Source organism: Ureibacillus endophyticus (assembly GCF_024159215.1).
Taxonomy (GTDB): domain Bacteria; phylum Bacillota; class Bacilli; order Bacillales_A; family Planococcaceae; genus Ureibacillus; species Ureibacillus endophyticus.
In genome coordinates this window covers 1629295-1650570 of sequence record NZ_JAMYWW010000001.1, presented here as the reverse complement: position 1 = coordinate 1650570, position 21276 = coordinate 1629295, and the positions used below count along the sequence as shown (strand labels likewise).

The 21276-nt window shown below is 33.9% G+C and carries 19 protein-coding genes and 1 riboswitch; of the genes, 5 read left to right on the top strand and 14 right to left on the bottom strand.

Annotation, left to right across the window (positions count from 1 at the left end):
- Positions 1–429: 429 nt before the first annotated feature.
- Positions 430–1053 carry a hypothetical protein gene (locus NKR20_RS08005; protein WP_253425159.1) on the top strand — a complete coding sequence of 208 codons (624 nt, stop codon included), beginning with the start codon at positions 430–432 and terminating at the stop codon, positions 1051–1053.
- 76 nt (positions 1054–1129) lie between these two features.
- On the opposite strand, the gene NKR20_RS08000 is transcribed toward NKR20_RS08005, so the two are convergent.
- Both NKR20_RS08000 and NKR20_RS07995 read right to left on the bottom strand, forming a co-directional pair.
- Complete coding sequence (locus NKR20_RS08000; protein ID WP_036179813.1) at positions 1130–1330, bottom strand: cold-shock protein; 201 nt, start codon at positions 1328–1330, stop codon at positions 1130–1132.
- A gap of 254 nt (positions 1331–1584) precedes the next feature.
- Entirely contained in the window at positions 1585–1857 is a 273-nt protein-coding gene (locus tag NKR20_RS07995) for a DUF1033 family protein (RefSeq protein ID WP_253425157.1), read from the bottom strand.
- A gap of 49 nt (positions 1858–1906) precedes the next feature.
- Between NKR20_RS07995 and NKR20_RS07990 the strand changes: the two genes are divergently transcribed.
- The 4 genes from NKR20_RS07990 (at position 1907) to NKR20_RS07975 (ending at position 5852) form a co-directional block, all read left to right on the top strand.
- Positions 1907–3694: a globin-coupled sensor protein gene (locus NKR20_RS07990; protein ID WP_253425154.1), complete on the top strand. Its 1788-nt coding sequence runs from the start codon at positions 1907–1909 to the stop codon at positions 3692–3694.
- A 17-nt stretch (positions 3695–3711) separates the two neighbouring features.
- Positions 3712–3855: an acylphosphatase gene (locus NKR20_RS07985; RefSeq protein ID WP_253425151.1), complete on the top strand. Its 144-nt coding sequence runs from the start codon at positions 3712–3714 to the stop codon at positions 3853–3855.
- Positions 3856–4107: 252 nt separating this feature from the next.
- A complete protein-coding gene (locus NKR20_RS07980; RefSeq protein ID WP_121213818.1) occupies positions 4108–4761 on the top strand; it encodes a 5-bromo-4-chloroindolyl phosphate hydrolysis family protein in 654 nt (217 codons plus the stop codon).
- Positions 4758–5852 carry a toxic anion resistance protein gene (locus NKR20_RS07975; protein WP_253425148.1) on the top strand — a complete coding sequence of 365 codons (1095 nt, stop codon included), beginning with the start codon at positions 4758–4760 and terminating at the stop codon, positions 5850–5852. The genes NKR20_RS07980 and NKR20_RS07975 overlap by 4 nt, the downstream gene beginning before the upstream one ends.
- A gap of 524 nt (positions 5853–6376) precedes the next feature.
- On the opposite strand, the gene NKR20_RS07970 is transcribed toward NKR20_RS07975, so the two are convergent.
- The 12 genes from NKR20_RS07970 to dapF all read right to left on the bottom strand — a co-directional run bounded on the left by NKR20_RS07970 (position 6377) and on the right by dapF (position 20956).
- Positions 6377–6574, bottom strand: a complete 198-nt coding sequence (locus NKR20_RS07970; RefSeq protein WP_121213820.1) for a DUF6501 family protein — start codon at positions 6572–6574, stop codon at positions 6377–6379.
- A gap of 234 nt (positions 6575–6808) precedes the next feature.
- On the bottom strand, positions 6809–7729 hold the full coding sequence (locus tag NKR20_RS07965) for a hypothetical protein (protein ID WP_253425146.1): 921 nt from the start codon (positions 7727–7729) through the stop codon (positions 6809–6811).
- Complete coding sequence (locus tag NKR20_RS07960) at positions 7722–8213, bottom strand: RNA polymerase sigma factor (protein ID WP_170148391.1); 492 nt, start codon at positions 8211–8213, stop codon at positions 7722–7724. Before NKR20_RS07960 ends, NKR20_RS07965 begins: the two co-directional genes overlap by 8 nt.
- Positions 8214–8355: 142 nt before the next feature.
- On the bottom strand, positions 8356–9090 hold the full coding sequence (locus NKR20_RS07955; RefSeq protein WP_121213823.1) for an amino acid ABC transporter ATP-binding protein: 735 nt from the start codon (positions 9088–9090) through the stop codon (positions 8356–8358).
- 20 nt (positions 9091–9110) lie between these two features.
- Positions 9111–9842: an amino acid ABC transporter permease gene (locus NKR20_RS07950; RefSeq protein ID WP_121213824.1), complete on the bottom strand. Its 732-nt coding sequence runs from the start codon at positions 9840–9842 to the stop codon at positions 9111–9113.
- A 184-nt stretch (positions 9843–10026) separates the two neighbouring features.
- A complete protein-coding gene (locus NKR20_RS07945) occupies positions 10027–10884 on the bottom strand; it encodes a transporter substrate-binding domain-containing protein (protein WP_253425143.1) in 858 nt (285 codons plus the stop codon).
- 108 nt (positions 10885–10992) lie between these two features.
- A riboswitch (Lysine riboswitch) is annotated at positions 10993–11177 on the bottom strand.
- A gap of 208 nt (positions 11178–11385) precedes the next feature.
- A complete protein-coding gene (gene odhB / locus NKR20_RS07940) occupies positions 11386–12645 on the bottom strand; it encodes a 2-oxoglutarate dehydrogenase complex dihydrolipoyllysine-residue succinyltransferase (protein ID WP_253425140.1) in 1260 nt (419 codons plus the stop codon).
- A 99-nt stretch (positions 12646–12744) separates the two neighbouring features.
- Positions 12745–15555 (bottom strand): 2-oxoglutarate dehydrogenase E1 component, encoded by a 2811-nt coding sequence (locus NKR20_RS07935; RefSeq protein ID WP_121213827.1) that lies wholly within the window; start codon positions 15553–15555, stop codon positions 12745–12747.
- Between the two features lie 229 nt (positions 15556–15784).
- Positions 15785–17176 (bottom strand): sensor histidine kinase, encoded by a 1392-nt coding sequence (locus NKR20_RS07930; RefSeq protein ID WP_253425136.1) that lies wholly within the window; start codon positions 17174–17176, stop codon positions 15785–15787.
- Positions 17173–17853: a response regulator transcription factor gene (locus NKR20_RS07925; protein WP_253425133.1), complete on the bottom strand. Its 681-nt coding sequence runs from the start codon at positions 17851–17853 to the stop codon at positions 17173–17175. The genes NKR20_RS07930 and NKR20_RS07925 overlap by 4 nt, the downstream gene beginning before the upstream one ends.
- A gap of 76 nt (positions 17854–17929) precedes the next feature.
- Positions 17930–19969, bottom strand: coding sequence for a PAS domain S-box protein (locus NKR20_RS07920; RefSeq protein ID WP_253425130.1), 2040 nt, complete (start codon positions 19967–19969; stop codon positions 17930–17932).
- 21 nt (positions 19970–19990) lie between these two features.
- A complete protein-coding gene (gene dapF / locus NKR20_RS07915) occupies positions 19991–20956 on the bottom strand; it encodes a diaminopimelate epimerase (protein WP_253425127.1) in 966 nt (321 codons plus the stop codon).
- Positions 20957–21276: the final 320 nt, after the last annotated feature.

Genomic DNA, 21276 nt, shown 5'->3' with positions numbered 1-21276 from the left:
TTCTACTCCTTTTCCATTGAATTTTTGTATTCATCTTCCTTATGAATACATTTTCTTCCCTTTTTCCATTGATTTTTTGTATTCGTCTGCATTATGAATACATTATCTTCCCTTTTTCCATTGAATTTTTGTATTCATCTTCCTTATGAATACATTTTCTTTCATTTTTCCATTGAATTTTTGTATTCATTCTGAACCATGAACTTTGAAGACGATGCTTACTCTTTGTTAAGTCTCTATATTCTGTCAATCCGCCCAATTAAAGTTAATTTTTATTATGAAATTAATTCCTTTTTTTAAATTACTATCTATGTAATTCGACATTTCTAATTCCCCATCACCCAACATAAACTTATTACGAAAATCGACAGAAAATAAGTGCAATTCAAATTATATTACGTTATAGTATCTTATAAGGAGGTATTTAATTTGAAATATCTACTCACAATTTTTTCCATCATTTTATTAATTGGTTGTACCCAAGTTTTAATGGATGATTCCCCACCCCCGTCAAAAGATCCCGTTAGTGTAGAAGAAACAAAAACTGATTTTAAAAAGTTCTTTAAACCCGATGGCTCTACTGCATCTTTTTTAGGTGAAGGAAATGAATTTGCATCTTATACCGAAAAAACGAAATGGCTTTCAGACGATTATGTTGCTACAGTCATTGATAATGGTGGGGCTACCACAATGAAAATTTACCGTGTATTAGAAGATAGAATTGACTTAATTTATGATGAGCTTGTTGAAGAAATGCCCAATAACATTACTTATCCTGAAGTGATAAGCTTAGAAAAACTGGAAGCGATCGAACCATATTTTGCTGGTCCAATTGAAGTTGGTACTACCTTTGGCAATTGTGAGATTGTCGAAACTGGAGCATCAGTCGATACTCATTTTGAATCGTTTGAAAATGTAATCGTTATTGAGGAACAACAGGAGGATTATATAAATCGAAAATACCTTGTCGAAGGTTTTGGCGTTGTAAAAGCTGTTTATACAGATACAAATGAAGAATATATTGTCACTTCTACTTTAGAAAAATTAGAGTAAGCTATGTGAACACGTGAAAAGAGACATCCCCTTCTAGGAATGTCTCGAATTAACGAATGTAATTTAATTTTAAAAATTAAAGTTTAACAACGTTAGCAGCTTGTGGTCCGCGGTTGCCATCTACAACTTCGAATTCCACTTTTTGACCTTCGTCAAGAGTTTTGAAACCTTCACCTTGGATAGCTGAGAAGTGTACGAATACGTCGTTTTCACCTTCAACTTCGATGAATCCAAAACCTTTTTCTGAGTTAAACCATTTTACTGTACCTTGTTTCATTTAAGAAAACCTCCAAAAAAATAAATGTTAACAATATGTGATTGTTTTACCGTAATAAAAAATTCACATATTACGAAGAGTACCGACATTACACCGATCACTCTTTGTAATATGTGAATCATTTGTACCCGGTCAAGCAATTTTATTGTTACTCTTAGTATATCATCATATTACAATTTGTCAAACACTTTCTTTAACTTTTTTTACAATTTTCTTTTATTTCAGTAAATTGATCGGTGTGATTTTAGTATGAACTACCCTTCAAGAATTATACCGTGGAAAATTTGAATATCGTCTTCACAAGCCTCGCAATACTCTCTTTCATCTAATGACCAAAAGGCGTAATATTTCCCTTCCCGACATTCTTCATGTTCATATCGTTTTCGAAAATCTTCGAGCAATTCATTTAATGCCGAATTATACTCTTCTTTTGTGTCAAAATTATGTTCAGATACAATAGTAGATTCCCATCCCTCAAATTTCCACCAAGGTTCGTAATCTGCCTTCATATAAATAATCTTATACATAGATAATGCCTCACCTTCTACTATTGTATTTTAGTTAACAATTGGTAATATGTCTATTTTTGCAATCGGCTATATGGTAAAATTATTCTATCTATATAAGATTTGGAGAGTGACAACAACTATGTTTTCATCATTAAAACCGAAAGCCGACGTTAATCTTTTATTCACTCGTGGAACTAATTTACAAGCTAGTGGCCGTTTTTTACAAACATTGCAATTTAATAATTTTACTAGCCAAGATCAAGAAAATTTGAAAGAAATTTATAATGGACTTCAAAAAATTGCACCAACAATGAATGAAATATTTAGAAACTACTTAGAAGAAATTTCACCCGATGGACAAACACATATTTCTAACGAAGAAATTCAACAATATTTAAACCAATTTTTCTTAGCAGAACGAAACGATGAGTATGTAGCTAATACAACAAAGTTTTTTAATTTATTTAGAACATATCATTATGAAGCGGGTAAATTAATTGTAGTCTTTAATCAGCTCGCATTTTTTATGAACACACATATATTACATAATTTTGGACTAAAACCAAATAAAGCTTTTGCTTATATGAAATCGCTATCATCAGCAGTAAATATTGATCAAGAGTTATTAGTTGAAACATTAACAGAAAAAATCATTGAAAATGTTGTCAGTGAAATTTCCTCTTTAATGGACGCTAACGCAAAAATCATGTACATGAAAGATTTAGTGTACAGTTTAGATCAGCAAGCACTAGAAATTCAAACATCTACTTCTGCTACTGAAGAACTCGCTGCTTCTATTGCAGATATTGCACGTACTTCAAGCAATATATCTGAAAAAACAACTCAATCAGTACAATATGCAACTGATAGTAAAAATGCCATTGAACAAGCGTTAAATGATATTTTCAAAACTGGTGATACTTTTACGTCTATTGTTCATTCCTTTGACCAATTACAAAAGCATGTGAACGATATTGAAAATGTAGTCACTATTATAAATGAAATTGCAGATCAGACCAATTTACTTGCTCTAAATGCCTCTATTGAAGCAGCTCGAGCTGGTGAACATGGTAAAGGCTTCTCAATTGTTGCGCAAGAAGTAAGAAAACTAGCAGAAAATACGGTTTCTGCATTAAGTACAGTATCCACAAATGTCGATTCATTAAAATCTTATTCAACAAATGTGGCAAAATCGATTACAGATACGTCACACATTATTAATGCAGCCTCTTCGGAAGCAAAGGATACATTACCACTTCTAACGAATATTGTAGAAACAATACAAGAAATCAATCAAGATGTAGTAAGTACAGCTTCGATTACAGAGGAACAATCCGCTGCCATTGATGAAGTTTCTGATAAAATGAACAAAATTTTACACTTACAAGAGGATATAAGAGAATACAGTTCAAATACTTCTCATGACATCCATATGCTTGGTCAAGAAATCAATCGTTTCCGTAATGATGTCATTACAAATAATCATACGTATTTATCGAGCGTTACCCTTCTCCATTTATCAAAGGCAGACCATATCTTATGGAAATGGAAGATTTATAATATGTTCTTAGGATTAGAACAACTTCATCCATCAGATGTGTCTTCGCATAAAGAATGTAGATTAGGAAAATGGTATTTCTCTGATAAAGCGAAAGAACGTTTTGGTCACCTATCATCTTACGAGCAATTAGATTATTATCATGAAAAAGTTCACTATAATGCAAAAGAAGCCGTAATTGAATTTACTAATGGAAACATAAAGCAAGCTGAATTATATTTAAAAGAAATTGAAGCTGCCTCAGAAAAAGTTTTATTCTATCTAAATGACTTAATTGACCAAATGTCAACTAATTAACGGAGGAAGTACATTTTATGGCAAAACGAGCCCATATCATCGTTCACAGTAATCCTAATGAAACTGGGTATCGTTTTTTCATAAAACAAAAAGCGATTGCCCTGGGGCTAAAAGGATTTTGCGGGGTAAATGAACAAAAACAAATTGAGGTTGAAGTCTAAGGAAAAGATAGTTCTATTGAGGAATTTCTAAAATTTGTACAAAAAGGCTTTAGTCCCTCAATCAAAATTTGTGATGAACTAAAAGGGTATGTAACGATGGAGTCGGATCTTTTATAGCCGGCTCTAAATTTTTGTTTAGTATTCAAAAACACGATAATATATTGTAGGATATTACTTATAAAAATCAAAACTTGTGAAACTTTTTAAACCATTCATTCGTAATACAATTATAGAACTAAAGGAGGTACGAATATGCTTGGAGCCATGAGTTTTATTACCCGCCATGCAATCAATTTTATTATAAGTTTCACAGTACTAACTGTTACGTCATTTACTCTTGCTGACATTACTATTTTTTTCGTGCCGGTATTAACCATTGCATCGTATTTTATAAGTAATAAAGCCATTAAAGTTTTCCAAAAATCAAAAAGAAGTAAAGAAATTGGGATATCCAATTCTGAGTATAAACATATTGAATCACAATTAAAGATTGCAAGAGGGCATTTAAATTCTTTAACTCAACAATATATTCGTGTTCGTTCGCTTCGTTCATTTAAATTGTTAAACGAAATGACAAAGCTTTCGAAACGTATTATTAATATTGTACAAACAAATCCACAAAAGTTTTATTCTGTAGAAGATTTCTTCTACTCCCATTTACCGTCTGCTGTACAGTTAATTCAAACATATACGATGTTAACGCAACAACAAATTAAAGATTCAGAAATTCATCTAGCCCTTGAGGATACTCGCAAAACATTAAAAGAATTACATGGTACAATGGAACAAGATTTAAAATCAGCCCTTGAATCAGACTTAGAAAGTTTAAGAATGGAATTGGACTTTGTAAAACTTCAAAATGAAAAGAAACGTCAACAGATTGAATTTCGAGGTGACAATCAATGACAGAAAATAAGAGCTCACATAATCCATTAGATGCACTATCAATTAATGGGAGCTCTTTTTTTGATGTGACGGAAACATCGATTTCTACTTTCCAAACATTAAACGAAGAAGAAAAATCCCACGCCCTCTTATTAGCTAGTAAGCTTGACGTTTCTGTTTATGAAAATGTCCTTCAATTTGGTGCAGATGTTCAACAATCACTCAAAAACTTCACCCATAACATGTTATTACGTGTACAACGAAATGATACATCGCCAATCCGTGAAGTTCTACATAAATTAATGGAGCATCTTGAAAAAATTAATCCAGATGATTTAATTGAAAATGAAAAAGGATTTTTTAGTAAACTATTTAAACGTTCCAAATCTTCAATTCAAGAAGTGGTGTCTCAATATAATCGATTGAGTAAACAGATTGATCGGTTAAGCATTCAATTACAACATGCTCAAAAAGGGCTTTTAGCTGATATGAATATGTTAAATGAATTATATCGATTAAATGAAGATTATTTTAAAAACTTAACGCTATTCATTGCAGCTGGTGAATTAAAAAAACGTGATTTAATCAATCATACATTACCAGCATTAGAACAATCGTTGGCTATATCAACGAACCCAATGGATAAACAAAAGATAGTTGATTTAAAAAACTCAATAGAATGGTTAGATAAACGGATTTATGATTTGCAAATTTCTCGTGAGGTTGCTATCCAAACGGCTCCACAGATTCGAATGATTCAGCAAACGAATCAGATGTTAGTTGAAAAAATTCAGGCTTCTGTGATGTCAACTATTCCTTTATGGCAGTCCCAAATTTCGATTTTGGTGAATATGAATAATCAACGAAGGGCAAATATTGCCAGTCAACGATTAATGGAGACGTCCGATAAAATGATTCAAAAGAATGCTCGGATGATCGAGGAGACGGCGAAGGATTCTAAGCGGAATAAAGGGATTAGTCATGAAGAGATTGATAGGTTTAAGGCTACTCAGTTGCAGTTAATTGAGTCTATTGAAGAAACGTTGCGGGTACAAGCTGAGAGTAATAAACAGCATGCTACTATTGAGGTAGCTATTGATAAGCTTAAATAATAAAAATACTAAAGCAAGTAATATTTATGTGAGCGGACTTAGCACACAAGCCGTAAAGACAACTTGTTGTTGTCTTTACGGCTTGTCTTCATGCTTGTGTTAAGGTCCGCTCACTTTTATTTTAGCTTCTTATACTTCTTATTTATTGCGCGGCATACAGTGGTAGGCCGCGGTTTCTTATTTTACAGCAATTAGCCACCGTTTCTTTTCCGGTTACTTTTTTGAATTTCAATACTAATAAGTAAGATTTTGTGAGCGGACTTAGCACTCAAGCCGTAAAGACAACTTGTTGTTGTCTTTACGGCTTGTCTTCATGCTTGTGTTAAGGTCCGCTCACTTTTATTTTAGCTTACTAATACTACTTATTTATTGAGCGGCTTACAGTTGTAGGCCGCGGTTTCTTATTTGGTTAGTTTTTTCACAATATTGCTTTTGTTAGAATTGTATTTGCCATTTCTCTATAACACAAAAGCCGTAAATCCAACTTTTCGTTGAATTTACGGCTTAATAGTAATTTTAGTTAATTATTCAAAGTATGTTTTGTAGTATCCGCCTACGTTACCTGTGTTGTCAATGATGAAGATGAATTCTTCTGTTTCATTTTTTACTTCGTATTCTTTACCAACTGTTAATACGTTTGATACTAAGTATTTTTCTGCGTTTGTGTTTACACATTTTACTTTACGAATTGTTGGTGCGTCTTTCCATTTTAAGTTTAACATCAAAATTACCTCACTTTATCTTTGTTCCATCCTATAATTATAACCGATAACCTGCTTTTTGTGGAAATTAAATCATTTTTAGAACATCTTTGTATAGAAAATTTGGTACTATAATAGAAAGGAGTGAGTTCAACATGTTTTCATTTGGCGGAGTCCCTCAATGGTTTTTTATTATCGCAATTGTTTTCGCTATTGTCTTTGTCATTATTTCTGAATGGAATTCTCGCAGTTAATTTATATATTCAAGCTGAAAAATAGGATGAAAAGAAGTAAACCAATAGTTGAACTAATTAACATATAAATGCCTGCTTTATTTTTTCCATATTTCGATTCAATCATAATATTGATTGTTAATAGGATCGAAAAGAATAATAATATCCAGAAAATATGGATCACAAACTGTCTAAAAATCATTAACAATAAAAAGAACCCTATTAGGAAAATATTTCCATAAATCGTATACTTAGCTACAGTATTTTCTCCACCGAATTTTATTTTTTCTACCTTATATTTTCTTTTTAAAAATTTCTCAACTAATGTTGTAAATATAAAATTAAAAATAATAAAAATTGGTAACCAACTTGTATATTCTTCCCTAGTTAATTTATAGACGGAATTTTCAAAGTTTGGATGGTCATTATAAAACCACTCTTTCGTATCCAAATCATAAATATAGCCTGGTTTTGTTAATAGAACTTTATATCTTTTTAACACGTTATTTTTATATTTTAAAACGATATCTACATAAGCTCCATTTAAATACTCAATACTTGGTTTTGGTGTATCTACTTTTTTATTTGCGGTCAATAAACTGTGAAATTCTTTTAATTGTTGTTCATCAGTGTTTTTCTGTACAAAAGTATACCAAGAAGATGGTTTGACATCGAATTGATCAAATACTGAATCATTCAGAAAAAATACACTTTCCAACGATTGTTCAGAAGCTTGCTGAATTGCCATTTCATTTTTATTTGTGGTCGTTAAAAGGGCAAAGATAAGAAATACAATTGCAATTGTGACAAATCCAGTTAAAACGTTGATGAAATATTTAGGTTTTGATAAGTTCTTCTCAATTTTTTGCCATGTTTCTTTTTCCGCTACTTCATTTCGTGGTAATTCATTTAGATCATCCCAAATTGTTTTTTTCTTATTCATCATCCTCCACCCCTTTCCAAATCTTTCGTAAAGCATTAATGGCTTGTCGTTGTGTATTTTTCACTTTTTCCGTATTCCATCCTAATATTTGAGCTGTTTCTTCAATGGAAAGCTGTTCAATTTTCCTCAAAATGAGAACTTCTCGATGATTCACTTTAAGTTTCGATAATGCATCAAACAGTTCTTTTCTCTCTTCATTTTCTAAAATAAATTCAATGGCATCAGATTTTACGGTTTGTTCATGGCTTTTAAGAAATGGTATAAACTCTATAAGCTTTTTTCTTCTAAAATAGTCATAAACAACATTTCTAGCAATTTTTCTAAGCCATGTTAGTTCGCTAGCATCATTTCTAAACTGGTTATAGTTTTTATAGGCTTTTAAAAAAGTATCTTGTAATAAATCCTCTGCAACGGATTCATTTTGAACTAAATAAAATATGTATTTAAATATCGTTCTATTATGTTCTCGGTATAACTGATCCACTATGTTGCCCCCTTTCCTACTCCTATAGACGAACAAGTCTCAGAAAAGTGTAATAAAAAAGATACGTCTTAAATTACTTTGAGACGTACCAAAGAGAAAGGGCATCCAAAGAGTTATTACACTTTGGATGCCCTCCATACCATTATTTTAATGTACGCTTTAAAAACTCTTTTGTACGTTCTTGTTGTGGATTGACAAGGACTTGCTCAGGAGGTCCTTCTTCAACTATTACACCTTTATCCATAAATACGATTCGATCTGATACTTCACGGGCAAATTCCATTTCATGGGTAACAATTAGCATTGTATTCCCTTCATCAGCTAATTGGCGCATTACTTTTAATACTTCCCCAACCATTTCTGGATCTAGCGCTGAAGTTGGCTCATCGAACAGCATTACTTCTGGATCCATTGCAAGGGCACGTGCAATTGCAACGCGTTGTTTTTGACCACCGGATAATTGCTTTGGCTTAGCATTGACGTATTTGTCCATACCAACTGTTTTTAAATATTTTAAAGCATTTTGCTTCGCTGCTTCTTTTGAACGTTTTAACACTTTTAATTGACCAACCATACAATTTTTCAATACATTATGATTGTTGAACAAGTTAAATTGTTGGAATACCATTCCTAAGTGTGTACGGTATTTTCTAACGTCATGTTTGTCGTTTAAAATATTTTCACCATTATAAATGATTTCTCCACCAGTTGGCGTTTCCAATAGGTTGATACAACGTAAAAGCGTTGATTTTCCTGATCCTGAAGAACCAATTAAGCAAACCACTTCACCTTTATTTACTGTGAAATTTACATCGCGCAGCACTTCATGGTTGCCAAATGATTTATTCAGATGTTTGATTTCAATAACTTTTTCCATCTTTTGATCTCCTTACGCGATTAGTACATTTGCTCTTCTCGACGTTGTTCTACTTGATAAGCATTTTGGCCGTCCATTCTTTTTTCAACGTAACGTAAAATACGTGAAGCGACAAAAGTCATGATTAAGTACATGATACATGTGATTAAATAAGATTCTGCAAATCGGAAGTTCGCACCTGCGATTGATTTTGTAGTAAAGAATAATTCAGTTACACTAATTACACTTAATACAGCAGAGTCTTTAATGTTCATAATTAATTGGTTCCCTGTTGCTGGTAAAATATTACGGAAAACTTGAGGTAAAATAATGTGAATCATTGTTTGGAAATGACCCATACCGATTGCTTCAGCAGCTTCGTATTGTCCCTTATCAATCGAAACAATACCACCACGTACATATTCCGCCATATAAGCACCTGTATTTAATCCTACAACGACAACCGCTGCAACAAAACGATCCATTTCATAACCATAAGCAGCAATACCATAGAATACTACCATTGCCTGTACAATCATTGGTGTACCACGGAAGATTTCTACGTAAACTGTTAGGATGAAGTTGATAATTTTTAAGAAAATGGACTTAACAGATTTCTTACGAAGAGGAATCGTATGCATTACCCCGATAAATAATCCGATTAATGCACCAATAATTGTACTAATTACTGCAATTAGAAGCGTCATATAGGCGCCGCGTAAATAGCTTGGCCAATTCTCTTGTAGTATTGAGAGTATTATATCAAAACTCATAAATATCCTCCTAGTTAGATAAGCAAAAGGCGTTCTTGTTTGCGTGGCAAAAACGAAAGCATTTTCCTCGTTCGCCTCAAAGACAAGCGCCTGTAGCTAGACACGATTGAACTTATAAATATGTATCTTGCTCAGTAAAAAGTTATCACTGGCCTGTAGTAGACCAGTGATAGCCCAAACTGCATTAGTTAGCAGCTGGTTGGTTTGAAATTGCTTTATCCATAATTTCTTGACGTTCTTCTTCAGAAATTTCTGATAAAGCTTCGTTAATTTTAGCTAGGTTTTCGTCACCTTTACGAAGACCGATTGCTACAGAAACATCTTCTGGTTTTGTTTCAAATCCTTCTTCTAACTCAACAAAAGCAAAGTTCGAATTTGCTGAAGTAGAAGAGATTGCTTCTGGACGTTCTGCAACATAACCATCAATTACACCAGATTCTAAAGCTACACGCATGTGAGCGAAACTTTCCATTGCAGTTTCTTTTTTCACATCAGGAATTTGGTCAATAACTGCATAGTTAGTAGTGTTTAATTGAGATGTAATTTTTGCTCCAGCAAAGTCTGCTAATGTTTTAGCATCTTTATATTTTCCATCAGCTTTAACTACAATTACAAAATCACTTGTATAGTAGTTTTCTGTGAAATCGATTGCAGCTTTACGTTCTTCAGTTGGACTCATACCTGCAATGATTGCATCGATAACGTTAGATTGAAGGGCTGGTAATAAGCCGTCCCATTCTGTTTTAACAATAACTAATTCTTTTCCTAAAGCGTCTGCAACACGTTTAGCGATTTCTACATCGTAACCGCCAGCATATTCTTCAGAACCATCAATTTTTACAGCACCATTTGAATCATCTTTTTGTGTCCAGTTAAATGGAGGGTAACCTGCTTCTAAACCAACTTTAAATACTCCTTTTTCTTCAGTAGATCCAGAATCAGTAGAAGATGTTGCGTTGTCTTCTTTGTCAGAGGAACCACAAGCAGCTAAAACCATAATTGCAAACAATGATACAAATAGTAGTTTGAATTTTCTAGACATCGTTCTCTCTCCTTTACATACTTTTTTGGGCATTTAAAGAATAAAAAACGACCTAAGATGAACTCAGGTCGTCTATTTCTCTAATAGCCTAAATCCTCTAAACGTCCCGATTGAGATAGCACCCCTCAGTTGGTTGGGAGACCAGCTGAGACAGTCCTGCAGTTATTCACTGCAGACCCAGTATGAAAGTAGTGAGCCTACTGACATACTTCGGCAATATTTCCTTCTTCCTCTATTCATCGTTGCTCTACACTCCAAAAGGAACTAATAAATATCGCGCCTCTACCCCACATGTAACGTGAGGTTTTAATATTAAATTTCTATTAAAATGTTACTATATGAATATTATAATGTCAATATTCATTTTTCTGATAATAGGAAATTACTATCTAAATGGTGTTAATTAAATAATACTTCCCAACTATTTTTATCTGAATATTTATATTTCTTAAGGTACAGTAAAAAACTAGCGGATAATACAATCCGCTAGTAAATGTTATATTAAGAATTTAATAATAAATCTTCTGGATTTTCGATTAATTCTTTAACTGTTTTTAAGAATCCTACTGAATCTTTTCCGTCGATGATACGGTGATCGTAAGAAAGTGCTACGTACATCATTGGACGGATTTGAACTTCACCATTTACAGCAACTGGGCGGTTAACAATTGAGTGCATACCTAAAATACCAGCTTGAGTACCGTTCATGATTGGTGTTGACATTAATGAACCGAATACACCACCGTTTGTGATTGTGAATGATCCACCAGCCATGTCATTTAAGCCTAATTTTTTCTCACGAGCTTTTTTCGCTAAGTTCGCGATATCTTTTTCGATTTCAGCGAAGTTTTTGCTGTTTGCATCACGTACAACTGGTACTACTAAACCTTCTTCAGTTGATACAGCGATACCGATATCAAAGAAGTTATTTAAGTGAATTTCATCGCCAACGATTTGAGCGTTAACGTATGGATATTTTTTAAGTGCCGCCACAACAGCTTTTGTGAAGAATGACATGAAACCAAGTTTGATGTCGTTAGCTTTCACGAACTCTTCTTGTTTACGTTTACGAAGTGCCATGATGTTAGTCATGTCAATTTCGTTGAATGTAGTTAACATTGCAGTTGATTGTTTAACTTCTAATAAACGTTTTGCAATTGTTTGACGACGACGGCTCATTTTTTCAATTGTTACACGGTCAGAATTAGCTGCTGGTGTGAATACAACTGGGCCACCTGTAGTCGCAACTGGTGTAGGTGCTGCTACTGGAGCTACAGCTGGTGCTGTACCATGCGCTGCCACGTCTTGTACACGCACACGACCTTGTGGATCTACTGGAGAGATTGCGCTAAGGTCGATTCCTTTTTCACGAGCTAATTTACGAGCTGCAGGAGATGCTACAACGCGTTCATTTGAAGTTTCTTCTTCAACTGCTGGTGCAGGAGTAGTTTGAGCTGCAGCAGGTGCCGGAGCTGCTTCTGCTTTTGGTTCAGCTGCAGGTGCTGCTGGCGCTGGTGCTGCTCCTTCCCCAGCTTCTACCACTGCGATTACTTGGCCAACTAGTACAGTATCGCCTTCTTCAGCTAGAATTTGTGTTAATACGCCTGCTTCTTCTGAAATGATTTCAGCGTTTACTTTATCTGTTTCTAATTCAACGATAAATTCACCTTTCTCAACACGGTCTCCAACTTTTTTAACCCACTGTGCAATTGTACCTTCTGTAATCGATTCTGCTAGTTCAGGGACTTTAATTTCAGCCACTTTAATATCCTCCTTTAGTTATCATGTGGGAATACTCCCACATGACCTTACTACCCTTTAGGTAGTTATCCTCTATAAATGATTGAAATGTGTAATAAATTATTTTGCAAGAGCTTCGTCAATAACTTTTGCTTGAGCTTCTTTATGTGAATCCATATCTCCCTCAGAAGTAGAAGACATTTCTGGACGTCCAACATATTTCACTTTTTTACCTTCTGCAAGGTCTAATAAATATTCTAGTACATATTTCCATGGACCTTGGTTTTTCGGTTCTTCTTGTACCCAAACGATTTCTTTTGCGTTAGGGAATTTCGCAATGATATCAGATAATTTTTGTGCTGGGAATGGATAAAGTTGTTCTACACGAACAATATGAAGGTTATCATATCCTTCTCCATTTTGTACACGATCAGCTAAATCAATTGTTACTTTACCAGATGCAAGTAAAATGCGTTCTACTTTTTCTGGGTTATTACCTAAACCTGGTTGTTCAATTACTTCTTCAAATTTACCTGTTGCAAGTTGTTCTAATGATGCAGCAGCTAATGGATGACGAAGTAATGATTTTGGTGAAGTTACTACTAATGGACGAACACCTTCTGTACCAAGCATTTTTGCTTGACGGCGTAATAAGTGGTAGTAGTTTCCTGCATTTGAGCAGTTTGCTACAGTCCAGTTATTTTCAGCGCATAATTGTAAGTAACGTTCAATACGTGCTGAAGAGTGTTCTGGTCCCTGTCCTTCCATACCATTTGGTAATAATAGAACTAAACCTGATTTTTGTCCCCATTTTGAGCGAGCAGAAGAGATGAAGTTGTCGAACATAATTTGAGCCATGTTTGCAAAGTCACCGAATTGTGCTTCCCAAATAGTTAAGGCTTTGTCATTTTCTAAGTTGTAACCATATTCATAGCCTACGATAGCAGCTTCTGTTAATGGTGAGTTAAACACTGAGAATGACGCATTTGAACCAGAAATATGGTGAAGTGGTGTATATTCTGCACCATTGTTTTTATCATGTAGAACTAAATGGCGTTGTGAGAATGTACCACGTTGCGCATCTTGACCTGTCATACGGATAGGGTTACCTTCACGTAAGATTGTAGCAAATGCTAAAGTTTCAGCATGACCCCAATCGATTTTATCCGTTTCTAATGCTTCTACACGTTTCTTTAAGATTTTTGCTAATTTGTTTTGTGGTTCGAAGTCTGCTGGCCATGCAAGAAGTTCATCATTGATTTGTTTTAATTCTTCTTTTGCCACTCCTGTTTCTAATTCAGGGTAACCGTTTTTCACAGCTTCAGGCATTTCAACGTGTGCATGGTGACCTTTTTCAGCACCAACTTCTTTTACATGGTCATAAGATTTTTGCATTTCTGCATAAATTTCTGTATCAAGTTTTTTCACTTCATCTTCAGTTACGATGCCTTCTTGAACTAATTTTTGTCCGTATAGCGCACGTACTGTTGGATGTTTTGAAACGATTAAGTATGTTAATGGGTTTGTTACTGTTGGGTCATCTGTTTCATTATGACCGAAACGACGGTAACCAATTAAGTCTATTAAAATATCTTTGCCAAAGATTTGGCGGTATTCGAATGCTAAGTGAGCTACTTCTACTACTGCTTCTGGTTCATCAGCGTTCACGTGGATAACTGGAATGTCGTATCCTTTTGCAACGTCTGAAGAATATAAAGTTGAACGTGAATCATAATGTTCAGTTGTGAATCCAATCATGTTGTTTGAAATGATATGGATTGAACCACCAGTAGAGAAACCTTTAGTTCGTGCATAGTTGAATACTTCTTGTACGATACCTTCACCTGCAAAGGCAGCATCACCATGTACAAGTACTGCTAATGCTTTACTTGGATCATGTTCTGGTGTACCTGGTTTTGAAGTATCTTCTTGTGCAGCACGTGTAGAACCAGTAATTACTGGGCTTACAACTTCTAAGTGAGATGGGTTATAAGCAAGTTTTACTTTCATCCCAGATTTTTTCGTATGAGCTGCACCCATGTGGTATTTCACGTCGCCAGTCCAACCTTTAGTAATTTCTAAAGAGCCATCAGCTGGGAAGAAATATTCATTTGGTACGTGAGCAAAGTCAGAGAACATCATATCGTATGGTTTGTTCACAACATGAGTTAAAACGTTTAAACGTCCACGGTGAGCCATACCGATTTGTAGTTCTTTCATTTTTTTGTCATCTGCTGCTTTTACAAGTTCATCAAGTAAAACAACTAATGTATCTAAACCTTCGATAGAGAAGCGTTTTTGACCAACGAATGTTTTATGAATAAATTTCTCAAAGTCTTCAACACGAGTTAATCTTTCTAATAATTCTTTTTTCTGTTCTGGAGTTAAATTCACTTTATAAGCACCAGATTCAATTCTGTCTTGAATCCATTGGCGCTCACCATCAGCAATATGAGAATACTCATAAGCGATTTTACCAGTATATAATGTACGTAAGTAATCTACTGCTTGTTTACCATTGGTAACGCTTGCAGGAACGTTATTAAAGAATAATGTTGCTGGCATAGATACTAAATCTGCATCTGTTAAACCGTAAGTTGCAAGTTCAATACGAGAAGTATCTAATTTACGGTCTTTTAATGGATATACATCTGCAGCTAAGTGTCCAAATGAACGAATCGCATCAGCTAATTGTACTGCTGCAAATATTTTTTTAATATTACCAGTTTGTACGTTTGCTGTACCTTCTGAAACCGTTTCTACTGCACCTTCTACAAATGGGGAACCAAATTGTTGGAAAAGGGCAACTAGTTCAGGCTCTACATCTTCTGGATTTTGTAAGTACAAGTCATATTGTTCCATTACATATCCTAAGTTAGGACCAGAAAATGCTGACCAAGGGGAACCAGCAAATAATACATTGTTCGACATGAGAAAAACCTCCAAATATTGCCATTAGGCAGTCCATTGTGTACTTGAAATATTATTTCATATTTTACCATTCTTCGACAATAAAAAAACTTGTGAAATATTATTATCGAAGAACGTTTTTTTCCATATCAATCTTACTACTCTTCACAAAAAATACAACTATTTTTCACAAAATAAGCAAATTTTTTTGGTCAGTTATGATTTTAAGGTCTGAATTTTGGGGTATCATTTATATTTTAAATGTTAGACTAAATTGCGTACCTATTCCAATGCTACTTTTTACATCCACATCTATACTATATTTCTCTATTAACATTTTCGTTATACTTAAACCTAAACCTGTTCCCCCATTATTTTCCCTAGAAGCATCAACCCGATAAAAGCGATCATAGATATGTGGCAAATGTTCTTTTGCTATCCCTATTCCATTATCGGCAATAACTAGAATAATTTTATCATCATAATAATTTACATTAATGTTAATTAGAGGTTTCTTATCGTTATATCTAATCCCATTTTCAATGATATTTCGTATGATTTGCTCTAAAGCATTTTCTGTAATCTTTACTTGTTTTTGCTTTCCACTTGATTCAATTTCTATATCTGCATCTGGATAGATTAGTTGCATTTCACTTTTAATTGAATCTAAGACGATTTCTATATTAGCAGAAGCATTAGTATCTTTCTTTTCATTTCTAGCCAAATCTAATAATTCTTCAATCATTTTTTTCATCCGCGCTACTTCACTCAAGGAAGTATCAATTGATTCTTCTAAAACTTGCGGATCGTTCTTACCCCATCGCTTGATTAAAGATAAATGGCCTTCAATCGCTTGAATAGGTGTCCGTAACTCATGGGAGGCATCAGAGACAAATTGCTGTTGCTTGATAAAAGATTGTTGAAGCTCAGCCATCATATTCCGATAGATTGTCAACAAGTCCCCTATTTCATCATCTGCATTATAAGAGAATTTAATTTGTTCTTCAAAACCTTTGTCTCGTACCGAGTCCATTGAATCGCGCAAGTCTTTTAAAGGCTTAATTAAGAGATTGGCTAAATAATAACTGATGGAGCCAGCTAAAAATACTGCACCAATTCCCGCAATCAACATCGCTGTTAATACATATTGCATCATAGATTGAAAAGTTGATAATGGATGAATAAGTTGAAGAATTCCTTTAAAGGACCCAATTTGCACTAATCTATTGATAACAAATACATCCTCTTTTAGTTCATCCTCCGTTACGATTGTAGTTAAAAAACTATCATCCGACAAGTCAATTTTTGCAATTGGGGAGATATCGTTAATTCGTAATACTTCATACCCATCAAAGTTGAAAATTCGTACAGTTTGATTTTGATTGACAATCGCTTTTAACAAGCCGGTGTTACTTTGTATTTCTTGAATTGTAATTGAACCTTTTTGTGATTGTAAGAATCCAGTTAGGTCATCAGCAGTACGTATCGCATTATTTTCCTCATTTTGAAGAAGCCAAGAATAGAGGGCAAGGTAAATCACAATGCAGATTGCAGCATAGCTGATGAAGATTACGATGGCTGTTGACAACGTCCATTTTGTTTTAAGCGATTGATTAACAAACAACTTGTCCAATTTTTTCATTCTCTCACCACATAACCAACACCACGGACAGTTTCGATATACGGTTCTTTATCGGTTTTTAATTTAGAGCGCAAGTGTCGTATATAAACATCTACTACATTTGTTTCTACTTCACTGTCATATCCCCATATCGTTTGAAGGATACGTTCCCTTTCACAAACTCTATTTTTATTTTCACATAGCAATTTTAATAAATCGTATTCCGTTTTAGTTAATTCTAATTTTTCTCCTTCGAAATACACTTCGTAGGATGAAGGATTAATGACAATTTCACGGACTTTGATTTTATCTTCTATCTTTTCTGTTTCAGTAGATTCCACCCTTCTAAAAATAGAGCGGATTCTTGCGAGTAATTCTTCAATGGCAAATGGTTTTACTACATAATCGTCCGCTCCAGCATCTAACCCGGCTACGCGATCCATGACAGCATCCCGGGCGGTAATTAATATAATGGGAACATTTGATTGAGCCCGTATTCGCCGACAGACTTCAATCCCATTTAAACTAGGTAACATAACATCGAGGAGTATACAATCATACTGCTCTTCTAAAGCCTTCGTTAAACCCTCCCTCCCATCATGGGTAACTGACACACTAAACTGTTCATGCTTTAATTCAAGCTCAATAAAACGGGCGATGTTTTTTTCATCTTCAACAATTAATATTTTTTTATTCATCGTCTTCACCTAATATATCAATTATTTTATATGCAAAAAGCCTCGTTCTAAGGGTACCTTAAAACGAGGTGTAATACTAACTTTGATAAATTTTATAATTATTTTTTGAAATGGTTTTTACATCGTATAACGCACGGTCAGCCAAATGAAGCAATTCTTCTAGTTTAGTCCCGTGATCTGGATAGAAAGATACACCAATCGAACTTGTAGGTGAAAATTGCTGATTGGAAATGACCCAACCGTTTTGTAACGATTCTTTTATTCTGTCGATAATTTGCTTTACTTGTTTATCTCGTTTTTGTTTGTTTTTAACAAGCCCTGTTAAAACAATGGCGAATTCATCTCCACCTATGCGAACAACAAGGTCATTTGAACGAACACTGGATTGTAACGCACGACCAAAATGATTTAGAAATGCATCCCCTACTTCATGGCCATAACGATCATTAATATCTTTAAAGTTGTCTCCATCCACATAAAGTACGGCAATTGAGGTATTTCTTGCCTTTGCTTCCTCTATTATGTTTGGGAACTCTTGCTGGATATAACGTCGATTTGGTAACTGTGTAAGGGAATCATGAAATGCAAGGAATAGTAATTGATTCTCAATTTTTTTCCTTTCTGTTATTTCTCTAGCAACCATAATAATTTGGAATCCGTGTTTCCGAGAATAGTCATTTACAACGGTATAATTACATTCAGTCCATAGAGCTTCACCGTTTTTGGTTGTGTGAATTAGTTCTAATTTTGAATTCACATTATGATCAATATTTAACAATTCTTCTTTCCATAATTCCTTACAATCACCCGATAATACTTTAGAATAACACTGTCCTATAAGTTCATCTGGATGATATCCAAGTTTACGGGTGTATGCACTTGAAGCATATAAAATTATTCCATCTTCATTTGTAATGACAATTAAATCATTTGTATTGTCATTGATCATCTTAAACATACGCTCAATATTACGTAACTCAGTAATCATACGTTTCTTTTGAGTGATGTTATAATGCACTGACATAAATTGTTGAATATTCCCTTTCTCATCGAGTAACGGAATAATTGTCGTATCTACCCAATAAATACTGCCAAATTTTGTTCGGTTACACAGTTCCCCTCTCCAAACTGTACCAGATTGGATTGTTTCCCAAAGCTTTTGGAAAAATTCCTTCGAATGAAAACCGGAATTTACAATTTGGTGGGTAGCTCCTAACAATTCTTCTTTACTGTAACCTGTTTGTTCGATAAAACGATCATTCACATCTATAATAATTCCATTCAAATCAGTAATGGACATATCTGCAGCGTTATCTATGGCATATTTTAAATTCCAAAGCCCTGTGGCAGTACTCTTTAATTCTTTTTCTTTTTTAATAATTTCTGTGATTTCTTGTAAAATTACAAAAACACCCACAACGAAGGACTCTTCATTATTTTGGAAAATCGGCGAAAAGGTTGCTGTGAAGCTTCGTATCATACCGTCTTTATCAACGAAGGATAAAAATTTCGATGATAGGTTCTTCCCTTTGCAAGCCTCATCTAAATACCTTTTAAATTGTTTCGCATTTTTAGGAGTAAAAATGGATAAATCAGAAAAATGTTGCCAACGTACATCTTCAATATTCAAATTAAAATCTTGTAAAAATTGAGGGTTTGCTTCTAGTAAGCGTCCATCACTTGAAACTAAAACGGTAGATAAAAAGGTATTAAAGAACACCGATCTCATAAATAAATATTTATCTTGTAAATCACGTTCGAAAGTAATTTCTTTTGTGATTGCTAGTATAAATGTTTTATCTTCAACAAATATTGGAATAACAGAAGTTTCATATTTTTTTACTTCTGAAGATCTATATTGATAGTCTTCATAGCAAACTTGTTTCTTACGTTCAACTGCCAGATTATAATTTTCAAGAATAACCTGATAATATTTTTCATCCATAATATCAGATATATTTTTACCAATGGCATCTTCCGAAAGAAGTTGTATAGAGGGAGCGTTTAAATAAATGTATTTATAGTCATCTCCTACTTTTTCCATGTAAAAAACCAAATCATTGCTATTACCAAATAATAAGTCAAATTGTACTTTCGGAAGAATTTGTTGAATCATATGCGCACCCCCTTGTGCGGATTAAGAAGTGAGTGCAGTCAGTTCTTTATTTACAAAGTTGATGCACTTTTCATATTGCTCCTGTTCTTTTGTCTCTTTTATTTCAATTATTGAATAGTCCAACTGTTTAATGTCAATTTCGTACTCCGCTGTAAACGTTGCGTTGCCAATTAAAGTTAGTTGGAAATCGTCATTTTGTTGTTTAACTTCACATTTTACAAATCCACCCGGGTTATAAACCGTCACCACTTCTGCATCAACTGCACCATTTAAATTCGATACTAGTGCAGATGCTGTCATTGCGGTACCACATGCATTTGTAAAACCCACACCTCTTTCAAATGTTCGAACAAATATTGTGTCATTTTTTAATGGGTAAACATAACTTACATTTATCCCGTCTACACAATAATCGTTTTCGCTATTTAAAAACTGTGCAAGTTGTTCTTGATGCGTAAAATCTGAAATGTTGCGATCTTCTAAAATACCGATTAAATGAGGGTTTGGAACTGAAACCGCAGTAAATTTAATCGATGGTGAAAATTCCTCAATAATTTGATGTTTTATTTCTGTTTGGTTTTTGTAAACCATTGGTAACGTGCTCAAGTCAAAGGAAACAGGTGAAATTTCTACCGCATATGTAGGAATCGATTCAAAAATTTGTGCCTCTTCTTTTACGTGTAGAGTTGCTTTCATCGTCTCAATATTTGCGTGTGTTTTACCAAGTTTCTCACACACATATCTTGCTACACAGCGTAACCCGTTGCCACACATAGAAGCTTCTGAACCATCCGCATTAATGACGCGCATTTTTGCATCAGCAGTTTTTGATGGTAAGACTAGTAATAACCCGTCTGCCCCTCCTTCGTTATTTTTATCACATAACCACTTTGTTAAATGAATCCAATCTAACTCATTTTCATCGTTAGTATTATATAAATAAAATGTATTTCCAGAACCATGTACTTTTAAGAATGCGTGGATCATAGGCTATCTCCCCTATATATTCATTTATTTCTATCATAAGTGTAAAAGAATTGTTAAGCAACCAATCTATTAATGAATAAACATTAAATATATATTACAATTTTTCCGAAAAAAAATATCCTATTTTTATATGTAAATGTTTGTATAAAATTGACTTTTTATAATATGATATTATCATAAAATATTTTGTAATATAGTTATTTCTCTGCCATTTTTGGGTAAATTAATATTACAAAAAAAAATTGTTTGACGTCTTGTTCCTTTGGGTTTAATATTTTGTCTTGTCGGCCAATTATTTTGGTTTAATTTTGGCTTTGCAA